The sequence below is a fragment of the Mesorhizobium sp. ESP-6-2 genome, from assembly GCF_020164675.1.
Classification (GTDB): Bacteria; Pseudomonadota; Alphaproteobacteria; order Rhizobiales; family Rhizobiaceae; genus Mesorhizobium.
This window is the reverse complement of sequence record NZ_JAIUGT010000002.1, coordinates 480,250-496,864: the sequence shown is the minus strand read 5'-3', so window position 1 is coordinate 496,864 and position 16,615 is coordinate 480,250. Positions and strand designations below refer to the sequence as shown.

The window sequence follows — 16,615 nt, the reverse complement described above, 5'->3', positions numbered from 1 at the left end:
GATTTACCGTTCGATCGTGCCGGTGCGGCGGATCTTCTTCTGGAGCAGAAGAATGCCATAGAGCAGCGCTTCGGCGCTTGGCGGACAGCCGGGCACATAGATGTCGACCGGCACGATGCGGTCGCAGCCGCGCACCACCGAATAGGAATAGTGGTAATAGCCGCCGCCATTGGCGCAGGAGCCCATCGAGATGACGTAGCGCGGTTCCGGCATCTGGTCGTAGACCTTGCGCAGCGCCGGGGCCATCTTGTTGGTCAGCGTGCCGGCGACGATCATGATGTCGGACTGGCGCGGAGACGCGCGAGGGGCAACACCGAACCGCTCCGAATCGTAGCGCGGCATCGAGGTGTGGATCATCTCGACGGCGCAGCAGGCGAGGCCGAAGGTCATGAACATCAGCGAGCCGCTGCGCGCCCAGGTGATCAGCGCTTCGGTCGAGGTGACGAGAAAACCCTTGTCGGCGAGTTCGTTGTTGATTTCGAGGAAGAACGGATCATCGGACCCAACCGGCCTGCCGGTATTGGGATCGATCAGACCCTTGGGCTTCGGCGCGACGAGCGTGCCGGAACTGTCGCTCAATCCCATTCGAGCGCTCCTTTTTTCCATTCATAGGCAAAGCCGATGGTCAGCACTGCCAAGAACACCATCATCGACCAGAAACCGAGCATGCCGATTTTCGAGAACGACACCGCCCACGGAAACAGGAAGGCCACTTCCAGGTCGAAGATGATGAACAGGATCGACACCAGGTAGAAGCGGATGTCGAACTTCATGCGGGCGTCATCGAACGAGTTGAACCCGCATTCGTAGGCGGAAAGCTTTTCCGGGTCGGGATTGCGATAGGCCACCAGGAACGGCGCCACGATAAGCGCAACGCCGACAGCCGCCGCCACTGCGATAAACAGGACGATGGGCAGGTACGAACCGAGAAGTGCGTTCATGCTGCGGCTTTCCGTTGGCGCCAATCCATTTTGATTACAGCACCAGACCCTATTGCGGAAGCGTGACAGTTTAACCGCTGAACCGTTTTAAGGGGCCTTTGCTGCAACGCGGCGAGGGTTAGCGCAGCGCTTCCGGCGAAGCAAGTCAAACCTTGTTCAAAACACCGGCCTGGACGGCATAAGGGAAGAAACTGGTCCGATCCGCTCCTGTCTGATTTCCTTCGCTTTTTACTCCACTTTTCTCTCCTGACAGAATTGCCGACAAAACCCTGCTAGCATCGCTGGAATCAACTGTCCGAACGACGCTCAACACGCCTCAGAGTCGCATCCGAATGAAGGAAAAGATCTCGCTCGCCATGGCCCGGCGCATCGCGCTCGCCGCCCAAGGGTTCACTGATCCCCGCCCAGCCGGCACGCCCGACCGACGCCACTTCGCCCGCGTGCTCTCGCGTACCGGCCTGCTGCAGATCGATTCCGTCAGCGCGGTGGTGCGCGCTCATTACATGCCGCTCTATTCGCGCCTTGGCCCCTACCCGTTCGCCTTGCTCGACAACGCCGCCGTCACGCGCAAGCGCACGGTTTTCGAATACTGGGCGCACGAGGCTTCCTTCCTGCCGGTCGAGACCTATCCGTTGATGCGTTGGCGCATGCAGCGCGCCGAGCGCGGCGATGAAATGTACCTGGGACTGGCCAAATGGGGGCGCGAGCACGCCGCCTATATAGAAGAGATCTACCGCGAGGTCGCAGAACGCGGTCCGATCGCCGCGTCCGCGTTCGAAGGCCAAAAGGGATCCGGCGGCTGGTGGGGCTGGAGCCACGCCAAGCATGCCTTCGAATGGCTGTTCTGGGCAGGACGCATCACCACCGCGCATCGCCGTGGCTTCGAACGCTTCTATGATCTGCCCGAGCGCGTGCTGCCGCAGGCAATCCTCGATCTGCCGGTGCCATCAGCCGAGGACGCGCATCGGGAATTGCTGCGGATCTCCGCCCGCGCCCATGGCGTCGCGACAGCGAGCGACCTGCGCGACTACTTTCGCTTGTCGCCGGCCGACATGAAGGGCCGGCTGGAGGAACTGGTTGAAACAGGCGAGCTGGTGCCGGTGCGTGTCGAGGATTGGAACAAACCGGCTTACCTCCACAAGGAGGCCCGCATTCCCCGCAGGATCGACGCCCGCGCCCTGCTGGCGCCGTTCGATCCGGTGGTCTTCGAGCGCTCGCGCACGGAGCGGCTGTTCGATTTCCACTACCGCATAGAAATCTACACCCCTGCCGAAAAGCGGCAATACGGTTATTACGTCCTGCCCTTCCTGCTCGGCGACAGGATCGTGGCGCGCGTCGACCTCAAGGCCGACCGGCCGGCCGGCGTGCTACGCGTCCACGCGGCCTATGCCGAGCCCAGCGCGCCGCCTGAAACCGCCGCGCAACTCTTCCAGGAATTGACGCAGATGCAGGGCTGGCTCGGCCTCGAACGGATTGAGATTACGCCCGCCGGCGACCTTGGGCAGCCGCTCGCCGACATTGCCGTGTCGTAGACGCGCGTTGACACCGCCGCCCGCAAGAGCCTAAATCCCATCGAGACGGTCTCCTCTCGGCAAAGGGAGGAGCCAAGAGGGAATGCGGTGCGAAATCTCGATTTCAAATCCGCGGCTGTCCCCGCAACTGTAAGCGACGAGCCAAGGCCGAAAACCACTGGGACGGTCCCGGGAAGGCGGCACGAAGGCGATGACCCGCGAGCCAGGAGACCTGCCGTCTGAGACATAAGAATCCGATCGCCCGGCGGGTTTTCCGGGCAAGGAGCCCGATTTGGAACGCGACAGCAGTTTCCCGGCTGAAACAGCGGACATTTTGTCTGGCGATAGCGACTTGTCTGGCGATAGCGAGGCCTTGGCCGGCGTCACCATCATCGTCTGCGCTTCCTGCCGCGATGAGACCGGTTCCGACGCCCATCCCCGCGCCGGCGAAGTTTTGGCTCAAGACACGCGCCAAGCCGCAACGGCCGACAATGTCCGCGTCCGCACCGTCGAATGCCTCGGCAATTGCAAGCGCCGCCTCAGTGCCGCGATTCTTCGCGACGGCTGCTGGAGTTATGTCTTCGGCGACCTAAACATCGCCAGCGGCGCCGATCTCGTCACCGGCGCGAAACTCTTCGCCTCTTCGACCGACGGCCTCATTCCGTGGCGCGGCCGTCCGGATTCCCTCAAGCGCGGCCTCGTTGCCCGCATTCCTCCCCTCGACATGCTGAAGGACTGATCATGACCGCCGCAGTTTCCGCCGCCACTCTCTCCCGCGTCCCCTGTACCGTCGTCACCGGCTTCCTGGGGTCCGGCAAGACCACGCTGGTCCGCCATCTACTGGAAAACGCGGGCGGCAGGCGTATCGCCATCATCGTCAACGAATTCGGAGACATCGGCATCGACGGCGAGATCCTGAAGGGCTGCGGCATCGACACCTGCCCGGAGGAAAACATCGTCGAACTGGCCAATGGCTGCATCTGCTGCACCGTCGCCGACGATTTCGTCCCGGCGCTCGACCAGATCCTGTCGCTGACGCCGAAGGTCGACCACATCCTGATCGAGACCTCAGGCTTGGCTCTGCCCAAGCCGCTGGTCCAGGCATTCCAGTGGCCGACGGTGAAGAGCCGGGTGACAGTCGACGGCGTGATCGCCGTGGTCGACGGTCCGGCACTCGCCGAGGGGCGCGTCGCCAACGACATGGACGCCCTGCAGGCGCAACGCGCGCAGGACCAGACACTGGACCACGACGATCCCATCGAGGAGGTGTTCGAGGACCAGATCGCCTGCGCCGACCTCATCATCCTGTCGAAGAGCGACCTGATGGATGCCGCAGGTTCGGCTCGCGCCAACGCCGTCATTGGCGAACACTCCGCCCGCGCCGTGAAGGTCGTGCCGACAGCTCATGGCAAGGTCGATCCGTCCGTGCTGCTCGGGCTGGGCCTCGCCGTCGAGGACGACATCGAGAACCGCAAGTCCCATCATGACGGCGCCTTCGACCACGAGCACGACGACTTCGATACGTTTATCGTCGACATCCCCTCGATCGCCAATCCGGACGACCTGGCAAAGCGCGTCGCCACCGCGGCCGAACAGGAAAACGTGCTGCGGGTGAAAGGCTTCGTCGAGGTCGGCGGCAAGCCGATGCGCCTGTTGCTGCAGGCGGTCGGTCCGCGCGTCAATCATTACTACGACCGCGCCTGGACGGCTGACGACGACCGCCGCTCGCGCCTGGTCGTCATCGGCCTCAAGGGGCTGAACCGCCCGGCGATCGAGCGTATACTCGCCGGCTGACGCAACAGCGACCGCGATGCACATCCTCGCCACCACATCCGCCTCGCTCGACGATCTCGCCGAGCCGGTCGATCTGCGGCAGACGCCGGCGGATATGGTGGCGCTGTCCTTCACCGACAGCGACCTAGCCGGATTGGCGGCGGCCTGGAAAGGCGACGCCGATCGGCTGCCCACGATGCGGCTGGCCGCGCTCCGCGACCTGCGCCACCCCATGTCCGTCGACCTCTGGATCGACAGCGTCGCCCGTCACGCCAAAATCATCCTGGTGCGTATTCTCGGCGGTTACGAGTGGTGGCGCTACGGCTGCGACCAGTTGGCCGCGGTTGCCCGCGAGCGCGGCATAAAGCTGGCACTGCTTCCCGGCGAGAGCCACGACGAGGATATCAGGCTGATCGAAGCCTCGACGCTGCCGCGCGAGGAACTGGACGGGCTGCTCAATTATTTCCGCGAGGGCGGCCCGGCCAATATGAGCGCCCTGGTGCGCAGGCTGGCGCGGTTGGCGGGGTCTGATGCGATAGCAGCCGAGCCGGTAAGCGTGCCGAAGGCGGGTTACTACGAGCCAGGTCGCGGCGTCGTCCCCTTCCCGCTCGAGGGAAGGGTTCGGGCGCAGGCCGGGGGTGGGGTCGCCTCTGAAGTGCGCCGACTTAAAGAGGCGCCGAACCCAGTCGCACCGACCCCACCCGGCCCTGCGGGCCACCCTCCCCTCGAGGGGGAGGGAAAGGTCGTGCCCATCCTGTTCTACCGCTCAATGCTGCTCGCCGCGGATGTCGCCCCGATCGACACGCTCTTCGAGGCGCTGCGGCAACGCGGTATGCGTCCGGTGCCGATCTTTGTTTCCAGCCTGAAGGACCTGGAATCCCTGGCATTTGTCGAGACCGCGGTTGCCCAGCTCAAGCCCGCCGCCATCGTCACGGCGACCGCCTTCGCTTCCGGCGCCGAACCCGGCGTCGAAACCCTGTTCGACCGCGCCGGCGTGCCGGTCTTCCAGGTGATCGTCGCCACCACCCGCCGCGACGTCTGGGAAACGAACCAGCGTGGGCTGGCGCCAGCCGACCTTGCCATGCATGTCGTGCTGCCCGAACTCGACGGCCGCATCCTCGCCGGCGCCATTTCGTTCAAAGGCGAAAGCGAGACCGACCCGGCGCTCGGCCACCGCGCCTTTGCCAACCGGCCGGAGCCCGATCGCGTCGAACAGGTGGCGGACCGGGTCGAAGCCTTCATCAGGCTTCGGGAAACGCCGCGCGCGGAACGCAAGCTCGCCATTCTGATCCCCGATTACCCAAGCGCTCCCGGCCGCACGGGCTATGCGGTCGGGTTGGACGTGCCATCCAGCGTGCTGGCGATGCTGCACGACCTCAAGGAACAGGGCTATGCGGTTGAAGGGATTCCGCAATCGCCGCGTGCGTTGCTGGATGCGCTGGAGCGCAGCAAGGCCGGGCTGGGGCTGGATGAGTACCTTGCCTTCTCGTATGAGCTGCCGTCAGCAGCAGTTGCAGCAGTAGAAGCCGCTTGGGGCAAAGCCGAAGGCGAGACAGCTTTGCTATCAAGCGAAAAACACTTCCCCTTCCGCACCGCGATCTTCGGCAACATCACCGTGGCGCTCGCTCCCGACCGCGGCCGATCGGCCGACCGCCGCGCCGACTATCACGACCCGACGCTGCCGCCACGCCATGCGTTGCTCGCCTTCGGCCTGTGGCTGCGCAAATCGCTCGGCGTCCATGCGCTTGTCCATGTCGGCGCGCATGGCACGCTGGAATGGCTGCCTGGCAAGACGGTTGCGCTTTCGCAAAGCTGCTTCCCCGAGATCGTCACCGGTCCCCTGCCCGTGATCTATCCTTTCATCGTCTCCAATCCCGGCGAGGCGGCGCAGGCCAAGCGGCGGATCGCAGCCGTCACGCTCGGCCATCTGCCGCCGCCGCTGACCGGCGCCGGATTGGACGAGAACCAGCACAAGCTCGAACGGCTGGTCGACGAATACGCCCAGGCTGACGGTCTCGACCGCCGTCGCCGTGACCGTCTGGCCGGGCTGATCGTCGAAACCGCGCAGACGACGGGCCTCGCCGCGGAGGCCGGCGTTGCCCGCACCGACGCGCCGGACGAGGCCTTGCGCCGCATCGATGCCTGGCTCTGCGACCTTAAGGATTTCGCCATCAAGGATGGGCTGCATGTCTACGGCCGCGCGCCCGACGACGAGCCCGACCTTATGCGCCAGCAAAGCGCAGAGATCGAAAAGGCCGCCCTTCTCGACGCGCTCGATGGCCGTCATGTCACGGCGGGCCCGGCCGGCGCGCCCGCGCGCAGCCGCTCCGACATTCTGCCCACCGGCCGCAACCTGTTCACGTCGGACCCGCGCGCCATGCCGACGCCGACGGCTTACGACATCGGCAAGGCTGCTGCCGAGGAAGTGGTGCGCGCTTATATGCAATCGCATGGCGACTGGCCGCGCTCGCTGATCATCGACCTTTGGGGTTCGGCGTCTTTGCGCACCGGCGGCGAGGAGATCGCGCAGGGGCTTTCGCTGATGGGTTGCCGACCGCAATGGGATGCCGCCACAGGCCGCGTCACCGGCATCGAGGTGTTGGCACTGGCAGCGCTTGGCCGCCCACGCGTCGACGTTACCTGGCGCATATCGGGCCTGTTCCGCGACATGTTCCCGACCCAGATCGCGCTGATCGATGCCGCTGCCAACGCGGTTGCCGCGCGCGACGAGGACGATTCGGAAAATCCGCTCGCCGCAAGGACCCGCGCCGAAGGCAAGATCAGCCCGCGCATCTTCGGTACCTCGCCCGGCACCTACGGCGCCGGCGTCGAGGAAATCCTGTCGAGCGGCGACTGGGCGGCGCGCGAGGAAATCGGCCGCGCCTATCTCGATGCCACGTCGCATGCCTATGGCGGCGCCGGCGGTGAAGGGATCGCCGCGCCCGGCGCATTCGAGAACCGTATCGCCGAAGCCGATCTTCTCGTCCACACCGGCGACGATCCCGGCCGCGACATCCTCGAAGGCTCCGCCGATGTCGCCTTTATCGGCGGCTTCTCGGCCGCCCTTGCAGCGCTTGGCAGGAATGCCGACGTCATCGTGCTGGACACGACGGATCCGCAGAGGCCGAAGCCGCGTTCGCTCAGTGAGGCTGTGACGCGCGTCGTGCGCGCTCGCGCCGTCAACGCCCGCTTCATAGCGGGCCAGATGCGCCATGGCCCGCGCGGCGCCTCGGAATTCGCCGAAACGGTCGACCGGCTGGTTGGCTTCGCCGAAACCACGCAGGCCATACCGGGCGCGCTGATTGAGGCCGTGCACGATGCCTATCTCGGCGACGCGGACGTCCGCGCCTTCATCCTGCGCGAAAACCCGGCCGCCGCGAAGGTCATCGCCGAACGCCTCCTGTCGGCGCGCCGGCGGGGCCTGTGGCATCCCTTGCGCAATTCCATCGACGACGACCTCGCGGCCCTGATTGCCGAAGCCCAAGGGGTGGCGGCATGAACGCCTTCTCGCGCCGCGGCGCCTGCCCGGCCTTGTCGGCGCCGATGCAGACCGGCGACGGCCTGCTGGTACGGCTCAACCCGGTCGCCGGAGGCCCATCTTCTGGCGGATTGTCGCCGAAGCTTCTGATCGGGTTGGCAGAATCCGCCCTGCGGCACGGCAACGGCATCATGGAAGTGACAGCGCGCGGCAGCTTGCAAATACGCGGATTGACTGCGGAAAGTGCCACCCTGCTGGCGAAGGAAGTCGATGCGCTGGGCATTGTGGTCCGCACTGGCGTACCAGTGGAGACCGGACCACTGGCCGGCATCGATCCGCAGGAGATCGTCGATCCCCGGCCGCTGGCTGATGGGATCAGGAAAGCGGTCGAGGACGCCGGGCTGACGCAGCGACTCGGGCCCAAGGTTTCGGTCATTGTCGACGGTGGCGGGCAACTGACGATGGACGCTGTGACGGCCGACATGCGGCTTGTTGCGGTGAGCACCGATGCGGGAATCCGGTGGCGGGTGTCGGTTGCCGGTGACGGGCGGAATGCAAGGCTGCTCGCGGTTGCTGATGACGGTGTGACTCGTGATATAGCCGTCGCGGCTCTAAGGATGATCGCCGAGAAAGGCCGCGACGCTCACGCAAGGGATTTGTCGGAGAGGCAGTTGGTGTCCCTGGCGGGTTGGCTATGCCTGACAAATTTGCGCGAGGCGCCCCCCTCTGTCCTGCCGGACATCTCCCCCTCAGAGGGGGAGATCGGCAGCTTCGACGCCGGATTTTCTTTAGCGACACCGGAAATTGGCGAAACCGTCGGCGACCACGTAATCTCCCCCCTTGAGGGGGAGATGTCCGGTAGGACAGAGGGGGGCGCCTCGCGCAAACCTATCGGCCTTTTCCCCTTAGCCGGCGACGTCCCCACTCTCGGCATCGGTCTCCCCTACGGCAGCATGCCCGCCGAAAGGCTCATCGCCCTAGCTCAAAGCGCTCTCACCCTCGGCACGTCAGAAATCCGCCTCGCCCCGGGCCGCGCCCTCTTCTTCCTCGGCCAGCCACCAACCGCCAATCCCTTCCTCCAGCAAACAGCCGCTACCCTCGGCTTCGTCACCTCCCCCACCGACCCGCGCACGCGCATCGCTGCTTGTCCCGGCGCGCCGGCTTGTGCCTCGGGTCGCATTGCCACGCGGGACATTGCCGAGGCGATCGCCAGCGAAAACGCCGATAGTCTCGACTTCACCTTGCACATTTCAGGATGCGCCAAGGGTTGCGCGCATCCCGGCCCTGCGGCGCTGACCGTGGTCGGCGGCGAAAATGGAGCCGGACTTGTCGTGAACGCGACGGCAAAGGCCCTTCCTGCCGGTTACAGGCCGGGCTATGACGCCGCGCGCGGCATCGGCCGCGTCGTGGCGGCAATCCGCAGCGCACGCTATCAGGGCGAGACCGCCGCCGCCTGCCTGACAAGGCTGGGGCCGGCCGGCATCGCAGAGGCTTATCGACAGGAATGACAATGGTCGCCTACGACTACATCCACGACGGCACGGCGATCTACGAACGCTCCTTTGCCATTATCCGCGCCGAGGCTGATCTCGCGCGCTTTTCCGAAGCGGAGGCCGATATTGCGGTCCGCATGATCCATGCCTGCGGCCAAGTGGAAGCCGCCAAGAATTTTGTTTTCTCCAGCGATTTCGTTGCCGCCGCACGGGCTGCGCTTGCCGCCGGCGCGCCGATCTTCTGCGACGCCGAAATGGTCTCGCACGGCGTCACCCGCGCCCGCTTGCCTGCCGGCAACGAGGTGATCTGTACGCTGCGCGATCCGCGCACGCATGAAATCGCCAGGACGATCGGCAACACACGTTCTGCCGCCGCGATCGACCTGTGGGGCGAGCGCATCGCCGGTTCGGTGGTAGCCATCGGCAATGCGCCGACCGCACTCTTCTACCTCCTGGAAAAGCTGCGCGACGGTGCGCCCAAACCGGCCGCCATCCTCGGCATGCCGGTGGGCTTCGTCGGTGCCGCCGAATCGAAGGATGCGCTGGCGCAGAATTCCTACGGCGTACCCTATGCAATCGTGCGCGGCAGGCTTGGCGGCAGCGCCATGACCGCGGCAGCCCTCAATTCCCTGGCGAGGCCCGGCCTGTGAACGCGCTCCCCAAAACCGGCTCAAGGGGCCGCCTGGTCGGCGTCGGTACCGGTCCCGGCGACCCAGAACTGTTGACGCTGAAGGCCGCGCGTGCGCTGGCCGAGGCCGATGTGGTGGCGTATTTCGCCAAGCGCGGCAACAACAGCAATGCGCGCGCCATCGTCGAAACGCGCTTCCGGCCCGACATGCTGGAACTGCCGCTGCTCTATCCCGTGACCACGGAGATCGACAAGGATCACGACGATTACCGCGCGCAGATATCGGCCTTCTACGAAGAGTCCGCCGAGACCGTTGCCGGTCATCTGGATGCCGGCAAGATGGTCGCCGTGCTATCGGAAGGCGATCCGCTCTTCTACGGCTCCTACATGCATCTACATGTGCGCCTCGCCCATCGTTTTCCGACCGAGGTCATTCCCGGCGTTACCGCCATGTCGGGCTGCTGGTCGGCGACTGGCCTGCCGATCGTCCAGGGCGACGACGTGCTGACCGTGCTGCCGGGCACGATGAGCGAGTTCGAACTGACCCGCCGCCTCGCCGACACCGATGCCGCCGTCATCATGAAGGTCGGCCGCAACCTGCCCAAAATCCGACGGGCGCTGGAGGCCACCGGCAAGCTGACACGCGCCGTTTATGTCGAGCGCGGGACCATGCCGGGCAGCGTCTCGATGCGGCTCACCGACAAGCCGGACGACAAGGCGCCCTATTTCGCCATCGTGCTCGTCGCCGGCTGGTCCGGACGCCCTGTCGCGTCGGCGGGTGGCGCATGAGCGGCCGCCTCACCGTCATCGGGCTCGGACCCGGCAACGCCGATCAGGTGACGCCGCAGGCGAGCCACGCCGTCGCCGAGGCAAGCTTCTTCTATGGCTACAAGCCCTATCTCGATCGGCTGGAATTGCGCCCCGACCAGACCAGCATCGCCTCCGACAATCGCGAAGAGCTTGCCCGCTCCAACGAGGCGCTGGCGAAGGCGGCCGAAGGTCACAATGTCGCCGTCGTCTCCGGGGGCGATCCAGGCGTCTTCGCCATGGCTGCGGCCGTCTGCGAGGCGATCGAAGCCGGCCCCTCCGAATGGCGCGCCATCGACCTCGCAATCGTGCCTGGCGTCACCGCCATGCTCGCTGTCGCTGCCCGCATCGGGGCACCGCTCGGCCATGATTTCTGCGCCATCTCGCTGTCCGACAATCTGAAGCCATGGGACCTGGTCGAACTGCGCCTGCTGGCGGCCGCCGGCGCCGGCTTCGTCATCGCGCTTTACAATCCGATCTCGAAGGCGCGCCCCTGGCAGCTTGGCCGCGCCTTCGAATGTCTGAAGGCCATTCTGCCGGGCACCACGCCCGTTATCTTCGGCCGTGCCGCAGGCCGGCCTGACGAACGCATCGAGGTGTTCCTGCTGGCGGATGCCGATGCCGACAAGGCGGACATGGCAACCTGCATCATCATCGGTTCGCCGGAAACGCGGATCATCAGGCGCGGCGAGAAGTCTTCGCTGGTCTATACGCCGCGCTCCGCGGCAGGCTCGACAAGATGATCGACCATGTCGGCAAGCTGATCGACGGTCGCAGCCGAAGGAATCTCCGGCAGCGCCGGCCTGCGCACCATGACCACGTCGAGGCCGAGCCCGCGCGCCGCGGCGATCTTGCCATAGGTCGCCGCCCCGCCGCTGTTCTTGGATACGACGATGTCGATGCCGTGCCGCTCGAGCAGCGTGCGTTCCTCCGCCTCGCGAAACGGCCCGCGCGCCAACAGGTAGGTGGCATTGGGCACTGCCAGCTTCGGCTCGACCGGATCGACGCTGCGGATGAGATAGTGATGCTGGGGCGCGGCCTCGAAAGCCGCGACCTCCTGCCGGCCGAGTGCCAGGAAAACACGGCGCGGCGCCGATCCAAGTGCTTGCACCGCATCCCCTGTCGTGTCGACCTCAGTCCAGCGATCACCCTCGACAGGCTCCCAGCCGGGACGGCGCAGAGCGACGATCGGCACCCCAGCCATGCGCGCGGCTTGCGCCGCATTGGCGGAGATTCGTGCCGCGTAGGGATGCGTAGCGTCGATCAGCAGGTCGATGCTTATCTCCTTGAGATAGGCGGCCAGACCATCGGCGCCGCCAAACCCTCCACTGCGCACCGGGACGCCCTGCGCCACCGGGCTTTCGGTTCGGCCCGCGAGCGACAGCATCACCGAGTGACCGGCGGCGGCCAGGTTTCCAGCCAGTTGCCGGGCTTCGGTGGTTCCGCCGAGGATCAGAATGCGGTGGGTCATCATGCCTGCTAAGGGTCCGCGCGGCGCCAAGCTCAACCAGAAATGGCTCACCATCGTCGGCATCGGCGAGGACGGTGTAGCGGGTCTCGGCGACGAGGCCAAGCAGCGGATTTCCGATGCGGAAATCATCTTCGGCGGCAAGCGGCATCTGGCGCTCGTCTCATCATTCGCCAAGGGCGAGCCGCGTCCCTGGCCGGTACCTTTCGATGCCGGGATGGCTGATATTCTGGCGCTTTTCGGCAGGCGCGTCTGCGTCCTTGCCTCCGGCGATCCCTTTTTCCACGGCGTCGGCGTCACCCTCGCCCGCAAGGTCAAGCCGCGGGAGATGCATGTCATTCCCGCGCCGTCTGCCATTTCGCTGGCGGCCGCTCGCCTTGGCTGGGCGCTGCAGGACATCGAAACGGTCTCGCTGCATGGCCGCCCCATCGACCTGATCCGTCCATTGCTGCAACCCAACGCACGCATCCTGGCGCTGACATCCGACGGCGAAGCACCGGCGGCGATCGCCCGCCTGCTCACCGAGCTTGATTTCGGCGCCTCGCGGCTTACGGTCCTGGAGGCGCTTGGCGGGCCAAAAGAGAACCTGCGCTCGGCCCGCGCCGATGCGTTCGACCTCGAAAACATCAATCCGCTCAATGTGCTGGCGCTCGAAATCGAATCCGGTCCGGATGCGCGTATCCTGCCGCTGACATCCGGCCTCGCCGACCACCTGTTCGACCATGACGGCCAGATTACCAAGCATGACATCCGCGCCGTCACACTGTCGGCGCTGGCGCCGAGGCGCGGCGAATTGCTGTGGGATATTGGCGCCGGCTCCGGTTCTATCGGCATCGAATGGATGCTCGCTCATCCCTCGATGCGCACCATTGCCATCGAAGCCGATCCGATCCGCGCCGCCCGCATCGGCCACAACGCCGCCGCCTGCGGTGTTCCCGGTCTCATCGTGGTAGAAGGCCGCGCGCCTAAGGCGCTTGCAAGGCTCGAGACCCCTGACGCGATCTTCATCGGCGGCGGCGGCAGCGACACCGGCGTGCTGGCCGCCGCCATCAAGGCGCTGCGCTCGGGCGGCCGGCTCGTGGCCAATGCCGTGACGCTGGAAATGGAGACGCTGCTCCTTGCCCGTCATACCGAGCTCGGGGGCGATCTCACCCGCATCGCCATATCCCGCGCCGCGCCTGTCGGTTCGATGCAGGCCTGGCGGCCGGCGATGCCGGTTACCCAATGGAGTTGGATCAAGCCATGATGGTCGCGGGCATCGGCAGCCGAAAGGGCGTGAGCGTCGAGGACGTGCTTGCCGCGATAGAAACCGCGCTCGAAGCACATGGACTGGCGATGACGGCGCTCTCGTCGCTCGCCACCGCCACGCTCAAGAAAGATGAACAGGCGATCGCTGCCGCAGGTCGCACACTCAACCTTCCCGTCATTGTCGTCGATGAAGCAGTGCTTAAAGCAGCGTCGACGAAGGCGCTCAGCAATTCCAGCCTCTCGCAGGATCTGGCCGGCACAGCATCGGTTTCCGAAGCATCGGCGCTGGCCGTCGCCGGCGAAGGTGCCAGGCTGCTGGGACCCCGCACTGTGCTCGGACCGGTCACCTGCGCCATCGCAATCAGCGGAGACGCGGCATGACCGTGCATTTCATCGGCGCCGGCCCGGGCGCCGCCGACCTTATTACCCTGCGCGGCGCGCGGCTGCTGGCAAGCTGCCCGGTCTGCCTGCATGCCGGCTCGATCGTGGCGCCCGAATTGCTGCAGCACTGCGCCCCGGGAACGAAGCTGATCGACACCGCGCCGATGTCGCTCGACGAGATCGAGGCCGAGTATCTGGCCGCCCACGAAGCCGGCCATGATGTCGCGCGCCTGCATTCCGGCGACCTGTCGGTGTGGAGCGCGGTTGCCGAACAGATCCGGCGGCTGGAAAAGCACGGCATTCCGTACACGCTGACGCCGGGCGTTCCCTCTTTCGCTGCCGCGGCGGCTGCTCTGCGGCGCGAGCTGACCATTCCCGAAGTCGCCCAGAGCCTGGTGCTGACCCGCGTCTCCGGCCGCGCTTCAAAAATGCCGCCCGGCGAAACGCTGGCCGGCTTCGGCCGCACCGGCGCCACGCTAGCCATTCATCTTGCCATCCACGCCGTCGACCGCGTCGTCGCCGAGCTGACGCCGCACTATGGCGGCGATTGCCCGGTGGCGGTCGTCTTCCATGCCTCCTGGCCGGACGAGCGCATGCTGACCGGCACGCTGGAAACCATCGAGGCACAACTGGCCGCCGATCCGATGGAGCGCACGGCCATCATCTTCGTCGGCCGCTCTCTGGGGGCGGAAGGTTTTGGCGAGAGTTCATTGTACGACGCCCACTACCAAAGGCGTTTTCGCGGACGGGACGGATTGTGAGCGACAGCACCAAGAATAAGGGCGAGAACGCCGCGCTCCAACAGGCGCTTGCCCGGCTGAACTTCAAGCCGCGGACGCTTGAGCCCGGCCATGTCTGGCTCGCCGGCGCCGGCCCCGGCGATCCCGGCTGCCTGACGCTGGAAGTGCTGGCGGCGCTGAGTGAGGCGGATGCGCTGGTCTACGATGCGCTGGTCTCCTCGGACGTCGTCGCGGTTGCCGAAAACGCCGAGCTTTTCTTTGCCGGCAAGCGCGGCGGAAAACCCTCGATGAAGCAGGACGACATAACCGCCCTGCTGGTCCGGCTGGCGCGCCAGGGCCGCCGCGTCGTCAGGCTGAAGGGCGGCGATCCCTATATTTTCGGCCGTGGCGGCGAAGAGGCGCTGGCGTTGGCTAGGGAAAACATCCCGTTCCGCGTCCTGCCCGGCCTCACCTCGGGCCTCAGCGCGCTGGCCGCCACCGGTATCCCCGCCACCATGCGCGGCATCAACAAGGCGGTGATCCTGGCGACCGGGCATGCCGCCGGCACCGATGAGGATCTCGACTGGGCCGCGATCGCGCGCACCGGCCAGCCTGTTGTGGTCTATATGGGCATGGCCAATCTACCCGTAATATCGGCCGCATTGCTCGACAGCGGGTTGGCGCCATCGACTCCGGCGGCGGTGATCGTCGCCGCGACAACGCCGCAGGAACGCATTGTCGTCGCCACGCTGGCCACCATCGCCGAGGAAGCCGCCGCCGCCGGCCTGTCCGCGCCGGCGCTGATCGTGGTCGGCGGCATCGTCGCCATGCGCGCGGCGCTGGTGGGTGCGTCGTGAGCGCCCGCGCGATCATCATCGGCGCGCCGCGCTCCGGCTCGGGCAAGACCAGCGTCACCATCGGCATTTTACGCGCACTCGCCCGGCGCGGCCTGAAAGTGCGCGGCGCCAAGTCCGGCCCCGATTACATCGATCCCGGCTTCCACACCGCCGCCACCGGCCTGTCCGGCATCAACCTCGACAGCTGGGCGATGCCACCTTCGCTTCTCAACGCACTCGCCGCGCAGGCAGCCGACGACGCCGATTTCGTCATCCTCGAAAGCGCCATGGGCCTGTTCGACGGCATACCGGCCTCGCCAGGCCGCACAGGCTCGGCCGCCGACCTCGCCCGGCTCTACGGCCTGCCCGTGCTCTTAGTGCTTGACGTTTCAGGCCAGTCGACCACGGCGGCGGCCGTCGCCAAGGGGTTCGCCACCTATGATCCGGAGGTGCGCATGGCGGGCGTCGTGCTCAACCGGCTGGGCAGCGAGCGCCACCGCCGGCTGTCCGGCGACGCCGTCGAGGCGATTGGGCTGCCGGTCGTCGGCGCCATCCTGCGCGATCCCACGCTCAACCTGCCCGAGCGCCATCTCGGCCTCGTCCAGGCTGGTGAATATGATGACCTGATGGCCCATCTCGACCGGCTGGCCGACATGGCCGAAAAGTCGCTCGACCTTGACGCGATAATGCGGCTGGCGACCCCCCTCACTCCTGCGAAAGGCGGCTTCGATGATGCGCTGCCGCCGCCCGGCCAGCGCATCGCACTTGCCGACGATGCCGCCTTCACCTTCCTCTATCCGCACGTCGCGGCCTACTGGCGCAAGGCCGGTGCGGAGATCGTTCCGTTCTCGCCGCTCGCGGACGAGGCGCCTGACGGCAGCTGCGACGTCTGCTGGCTGCCCGGCGGTTATCCCGAGCTTCACGCCGGCCGTCTCGCCGCCGCTGCGAATTTTCGGAGAGCAATGGCAAGGTTCGCCGGGACGAAGCCCATCCATGGTGAGTGCGGTGGCTTCATGGTGCTTGGCGAAGCCCTGGAAGATGCATCTGGCGAAACGCACAAAATGCTCGGCCTGCTCGGCCATTCAACCAGCTTCGCCAGGCGCAAGATGAACCTCGGCTATCGCGAGGCGCGACTGCGCGCCGACTGTCCGCTCGGCCCGCGGGGCGCGTTGATCCGCGGGCACGAATTCCACTATGCGCAGATGACGGCGACCGGCGATGACGAGCCCCTGGCCGACCTCGCCGATGGGCAAGGCAATCCGATCGGCGCCTCGGGCTACCGGCGCGGCCAAGTCAGCGGCACCTTCTTCCATGCCATCGCGAGAGGCTGAG

16 protein-coding genes and 1 riboswitch are annotated in these 16,615 nt (G+C 66.2%); of the genes, 13 read left to right on the top strand and 3 right to left on the bottom strand.

Going from position 1 to position 16,615, the window contains the following annotated elements:
* Nucleotides 1-3: 3 nt before the first annotated feature.
* Nucleotides 4-585: a NuoB/complex I 20 kDa subunit family protein gene (locus LB532_RS07610; protein WP_140495576.1), complete on the bottom strand. Its 582-nt coding sequence runs from the start codon at nt 583-585 to the stop codon at nt 4-6.
* Nucleotides 576-941 (bottom strand): NADH-quinone oxidoreductase subunit A, encoded by a 366-nt coding sequence (locus LB532_RS07605; RefSeq protein ID WP_140639103.1) that lies wholly within the window; start codon nt 939-941, stop codon nt 576-578. Before LB532_RS07605 ends, LB532_RS07610 begins: the two co-directional genes overlap by 10 nt.
* Nucleotides 942-1,273: 332 nt before the next feature.
* On the opposite strand from LB532_RS07605, the gene LB532_RS07600 reads away from it, so the two are divergent.
* The 8 genes from LB532_RS07600 (at nt 1,274) to LB532_RS07565 (ending at nt 11,374) form a co-directional block, all read left to right on the top strand.
* Entirely contained in the window at nt 1,274-2,473 is a 1,200-nt protein-coding gene (locus LB532_RS07600; protein WP_140639104.1) for a winged helix-turn-helix domain-containing protein, read from the top strand.
* A 29-nt stretch (nt 2,474-2,502) separates the two neighbouring features.
* Nucleotides 2,503-2,707, top strand: a riboswitch (cobalamin riboswitch).
* A gap of 37 nt (nt 2,708-2,744) precedes the next feature.
* Nucleotides 2,745-3,191, top strand: a complete 447-nt coding sequence (locus LB532_RS07595) for a DUF1636 family protein (RefSeq protein WP_140639105.1) — start codon at nt 2,745-2,747, stop codon at nt 3,189-3,191.
* A 2-nt stretch (nt 3,192-3,193) separates the two neighbouring features.
* Nucleotides 3,194-4,246 (top strand): cobalamin biosynthesis protein CobW, encoded by a 1,053-nt coding sequence (gene cobW / locus LB532_RS07590; RefSeq protein ID WP_140639106.1) that lies wholly within the window; start codon nt 3,194-3,196, stop codon nt 4,244-4,246.
* A 16-nt stretch (nt 4,247-4,262) separates the two neighbouring features.
* The gene (gene cobN / locus LB532_RS07585; RefSeq protein ID WP_140639107.1) at nt 4,263-7,724 is read left to right on the top strand and encodes a cobaltochelatase subunit CobN; all 3,462 of its coding nucleotides are present in this window, start codon (nt 4,263-4,265) and stop codon (nt 7,722-7,724) included.
* Nucleotides 7,721-9,211, top strand: coding sequence for a precorrin-3B synthase (gene cobG, locus LB532_RS07580; RefSeq protein WP_140639108.1), 1,491 nt, complete (start codon nt 7,721-7,723; stop codon nt 9,209-9,211). Before cobN ends, cobG begins: the two co-directional genes overlap by 4 nt.
* A gap of 2 nt (nt 9,212-9,213) precedes the next feature.
* Nucleotides 9,214-9,846 carry a precorrin-8X methylmutase gene (locus tag LB532_RS07575; RefSeq protein WP_140639109.1) on the top strand — a complete coding sequence of 211 codons (633 nt, stop codon included), beginning with the start codon at nt 9,214-9,216 and terminating at the stop codon, nt 9,844-9,846.
* Nucleotides 9,843-10,613 carry a precorrin-2 C(20)-methyltransferase gene (locus LB532_RS07570; RefSeq protein ID WP_140639110.1) on the top strand — a complete coding sequence of 257 codons (771 nt, stop codon included), beginning with the start codon at nt 9,843-9,845 and terminating at the stop codon, nt 10,611-10,613. The genes LB532_RS07575 and LB532_RS07570 overlap by 4 nt, the downstream gene beginning before the upstream one ends.
* Nucleotides 10,610-11,374, top strand: coding sequence for a precorrin-3B C(17)-methyltransferase (locus LB532_RS07565; RefSeq protein WP_140639111.1), 765 nt, complete (start codon nt 10,610-10,612; stop codon nt 11,372-11,374). Before LB532_RS07570 ends, LB532_RS07565 begins: the two co-directional genes overlap by 4 nt.
* Here the strand turns inward: LB532_RS07565 and LB532_RS07560 are convergent.
* Nucleotides 11,338-12,102 carry a cobalt-precorrin-6A reductase gene (locus tag LB532_RS07560; RefSeq protein ID WP_140639112.1) on the bottom strand — a complete coding sequence of 255 codons (765 nt, stop codon included), beginning with the start codon at nt 12,100-12,102 and terminating at the stop codon, nt 11,338-11,340. The genes LB532_RS07565 and LB532_RS07560 overlap by 37 nt on opposite strands.
* Nucleotide 12,103: 1 nt before the next feature.
* Between LB532_RS07560 and cbiE the strand changes: the two genes are divergently transcribed.
* From cbiE to LB532_RS07535, 5 genes are read left to right on the top strand one after another with little or no spacing between them, the layout of a single operon-like run.
* Nucleotides 12,104-13,345: a precorrin-6y C5,15-methyltransferase (decarboxylating) subunit CbiE gene (gene cbiE, locus LB532_RS07555; protein WP_140639113.1), complete on the top strand. Its 1,242-nt coding sequence runs from the start codon at nt 12,104-12,106 to the stop codon at nt 13,343-13,345.
* A complete protein-coding gene (locus LB532_RS07550) occupies nt 13,342-13,728 on the top strand; it encodes a cobalamin biosynthesis protein (protein WP_140639114.1) in 387 nt (128 codons plus the stop codon). Before cbiE ends, LB532_RS07550 begins: the two co-directional genes overlap by 4 nt.
* Complete coding sequence (gene cobM / locus LB532_RS07545) at nt 13,725-14,489, top strand: precorrin-4 C(11)-methyltransferase (protein ID WP_140639115.1); 765 nt, start codon at nt 13,725-13,727, stop codon at nt 14,487-14,489. The genes LB532_RS07550 and cobM overlap by 4 nt, the downstream gene beginning before the upstream one ends.
* Complete coding sequence (gene cobA / locus LB532_RS07540; protein WP_140639116.1) at nt 14,486-15,304, top strand: uroporphyrinogen-III C-methyltransferase; 819 nt, start codon at nt 14,486-14,488, stop codon at nt 15,302-15,304. Before cobM ends, cobA begins: the two co-directional genes overlap by 4 nt.
* A complete protein-coding gene (locus tag LB532_RS07535) occupies nt 15,301-16,614 on the top strand; it encodes a cobyrinate a,c-diamide synthase (RefSeq protein WP_140639117.1) in 1,314 nt (437 codons plus the stop codon). The genes cobA and LB532_RS07535 overlap by 4 nt, the downstream gene beginning before the upstream one ends.
* Nucleotide 16,615: the final 1 nt, after the last annotated feature.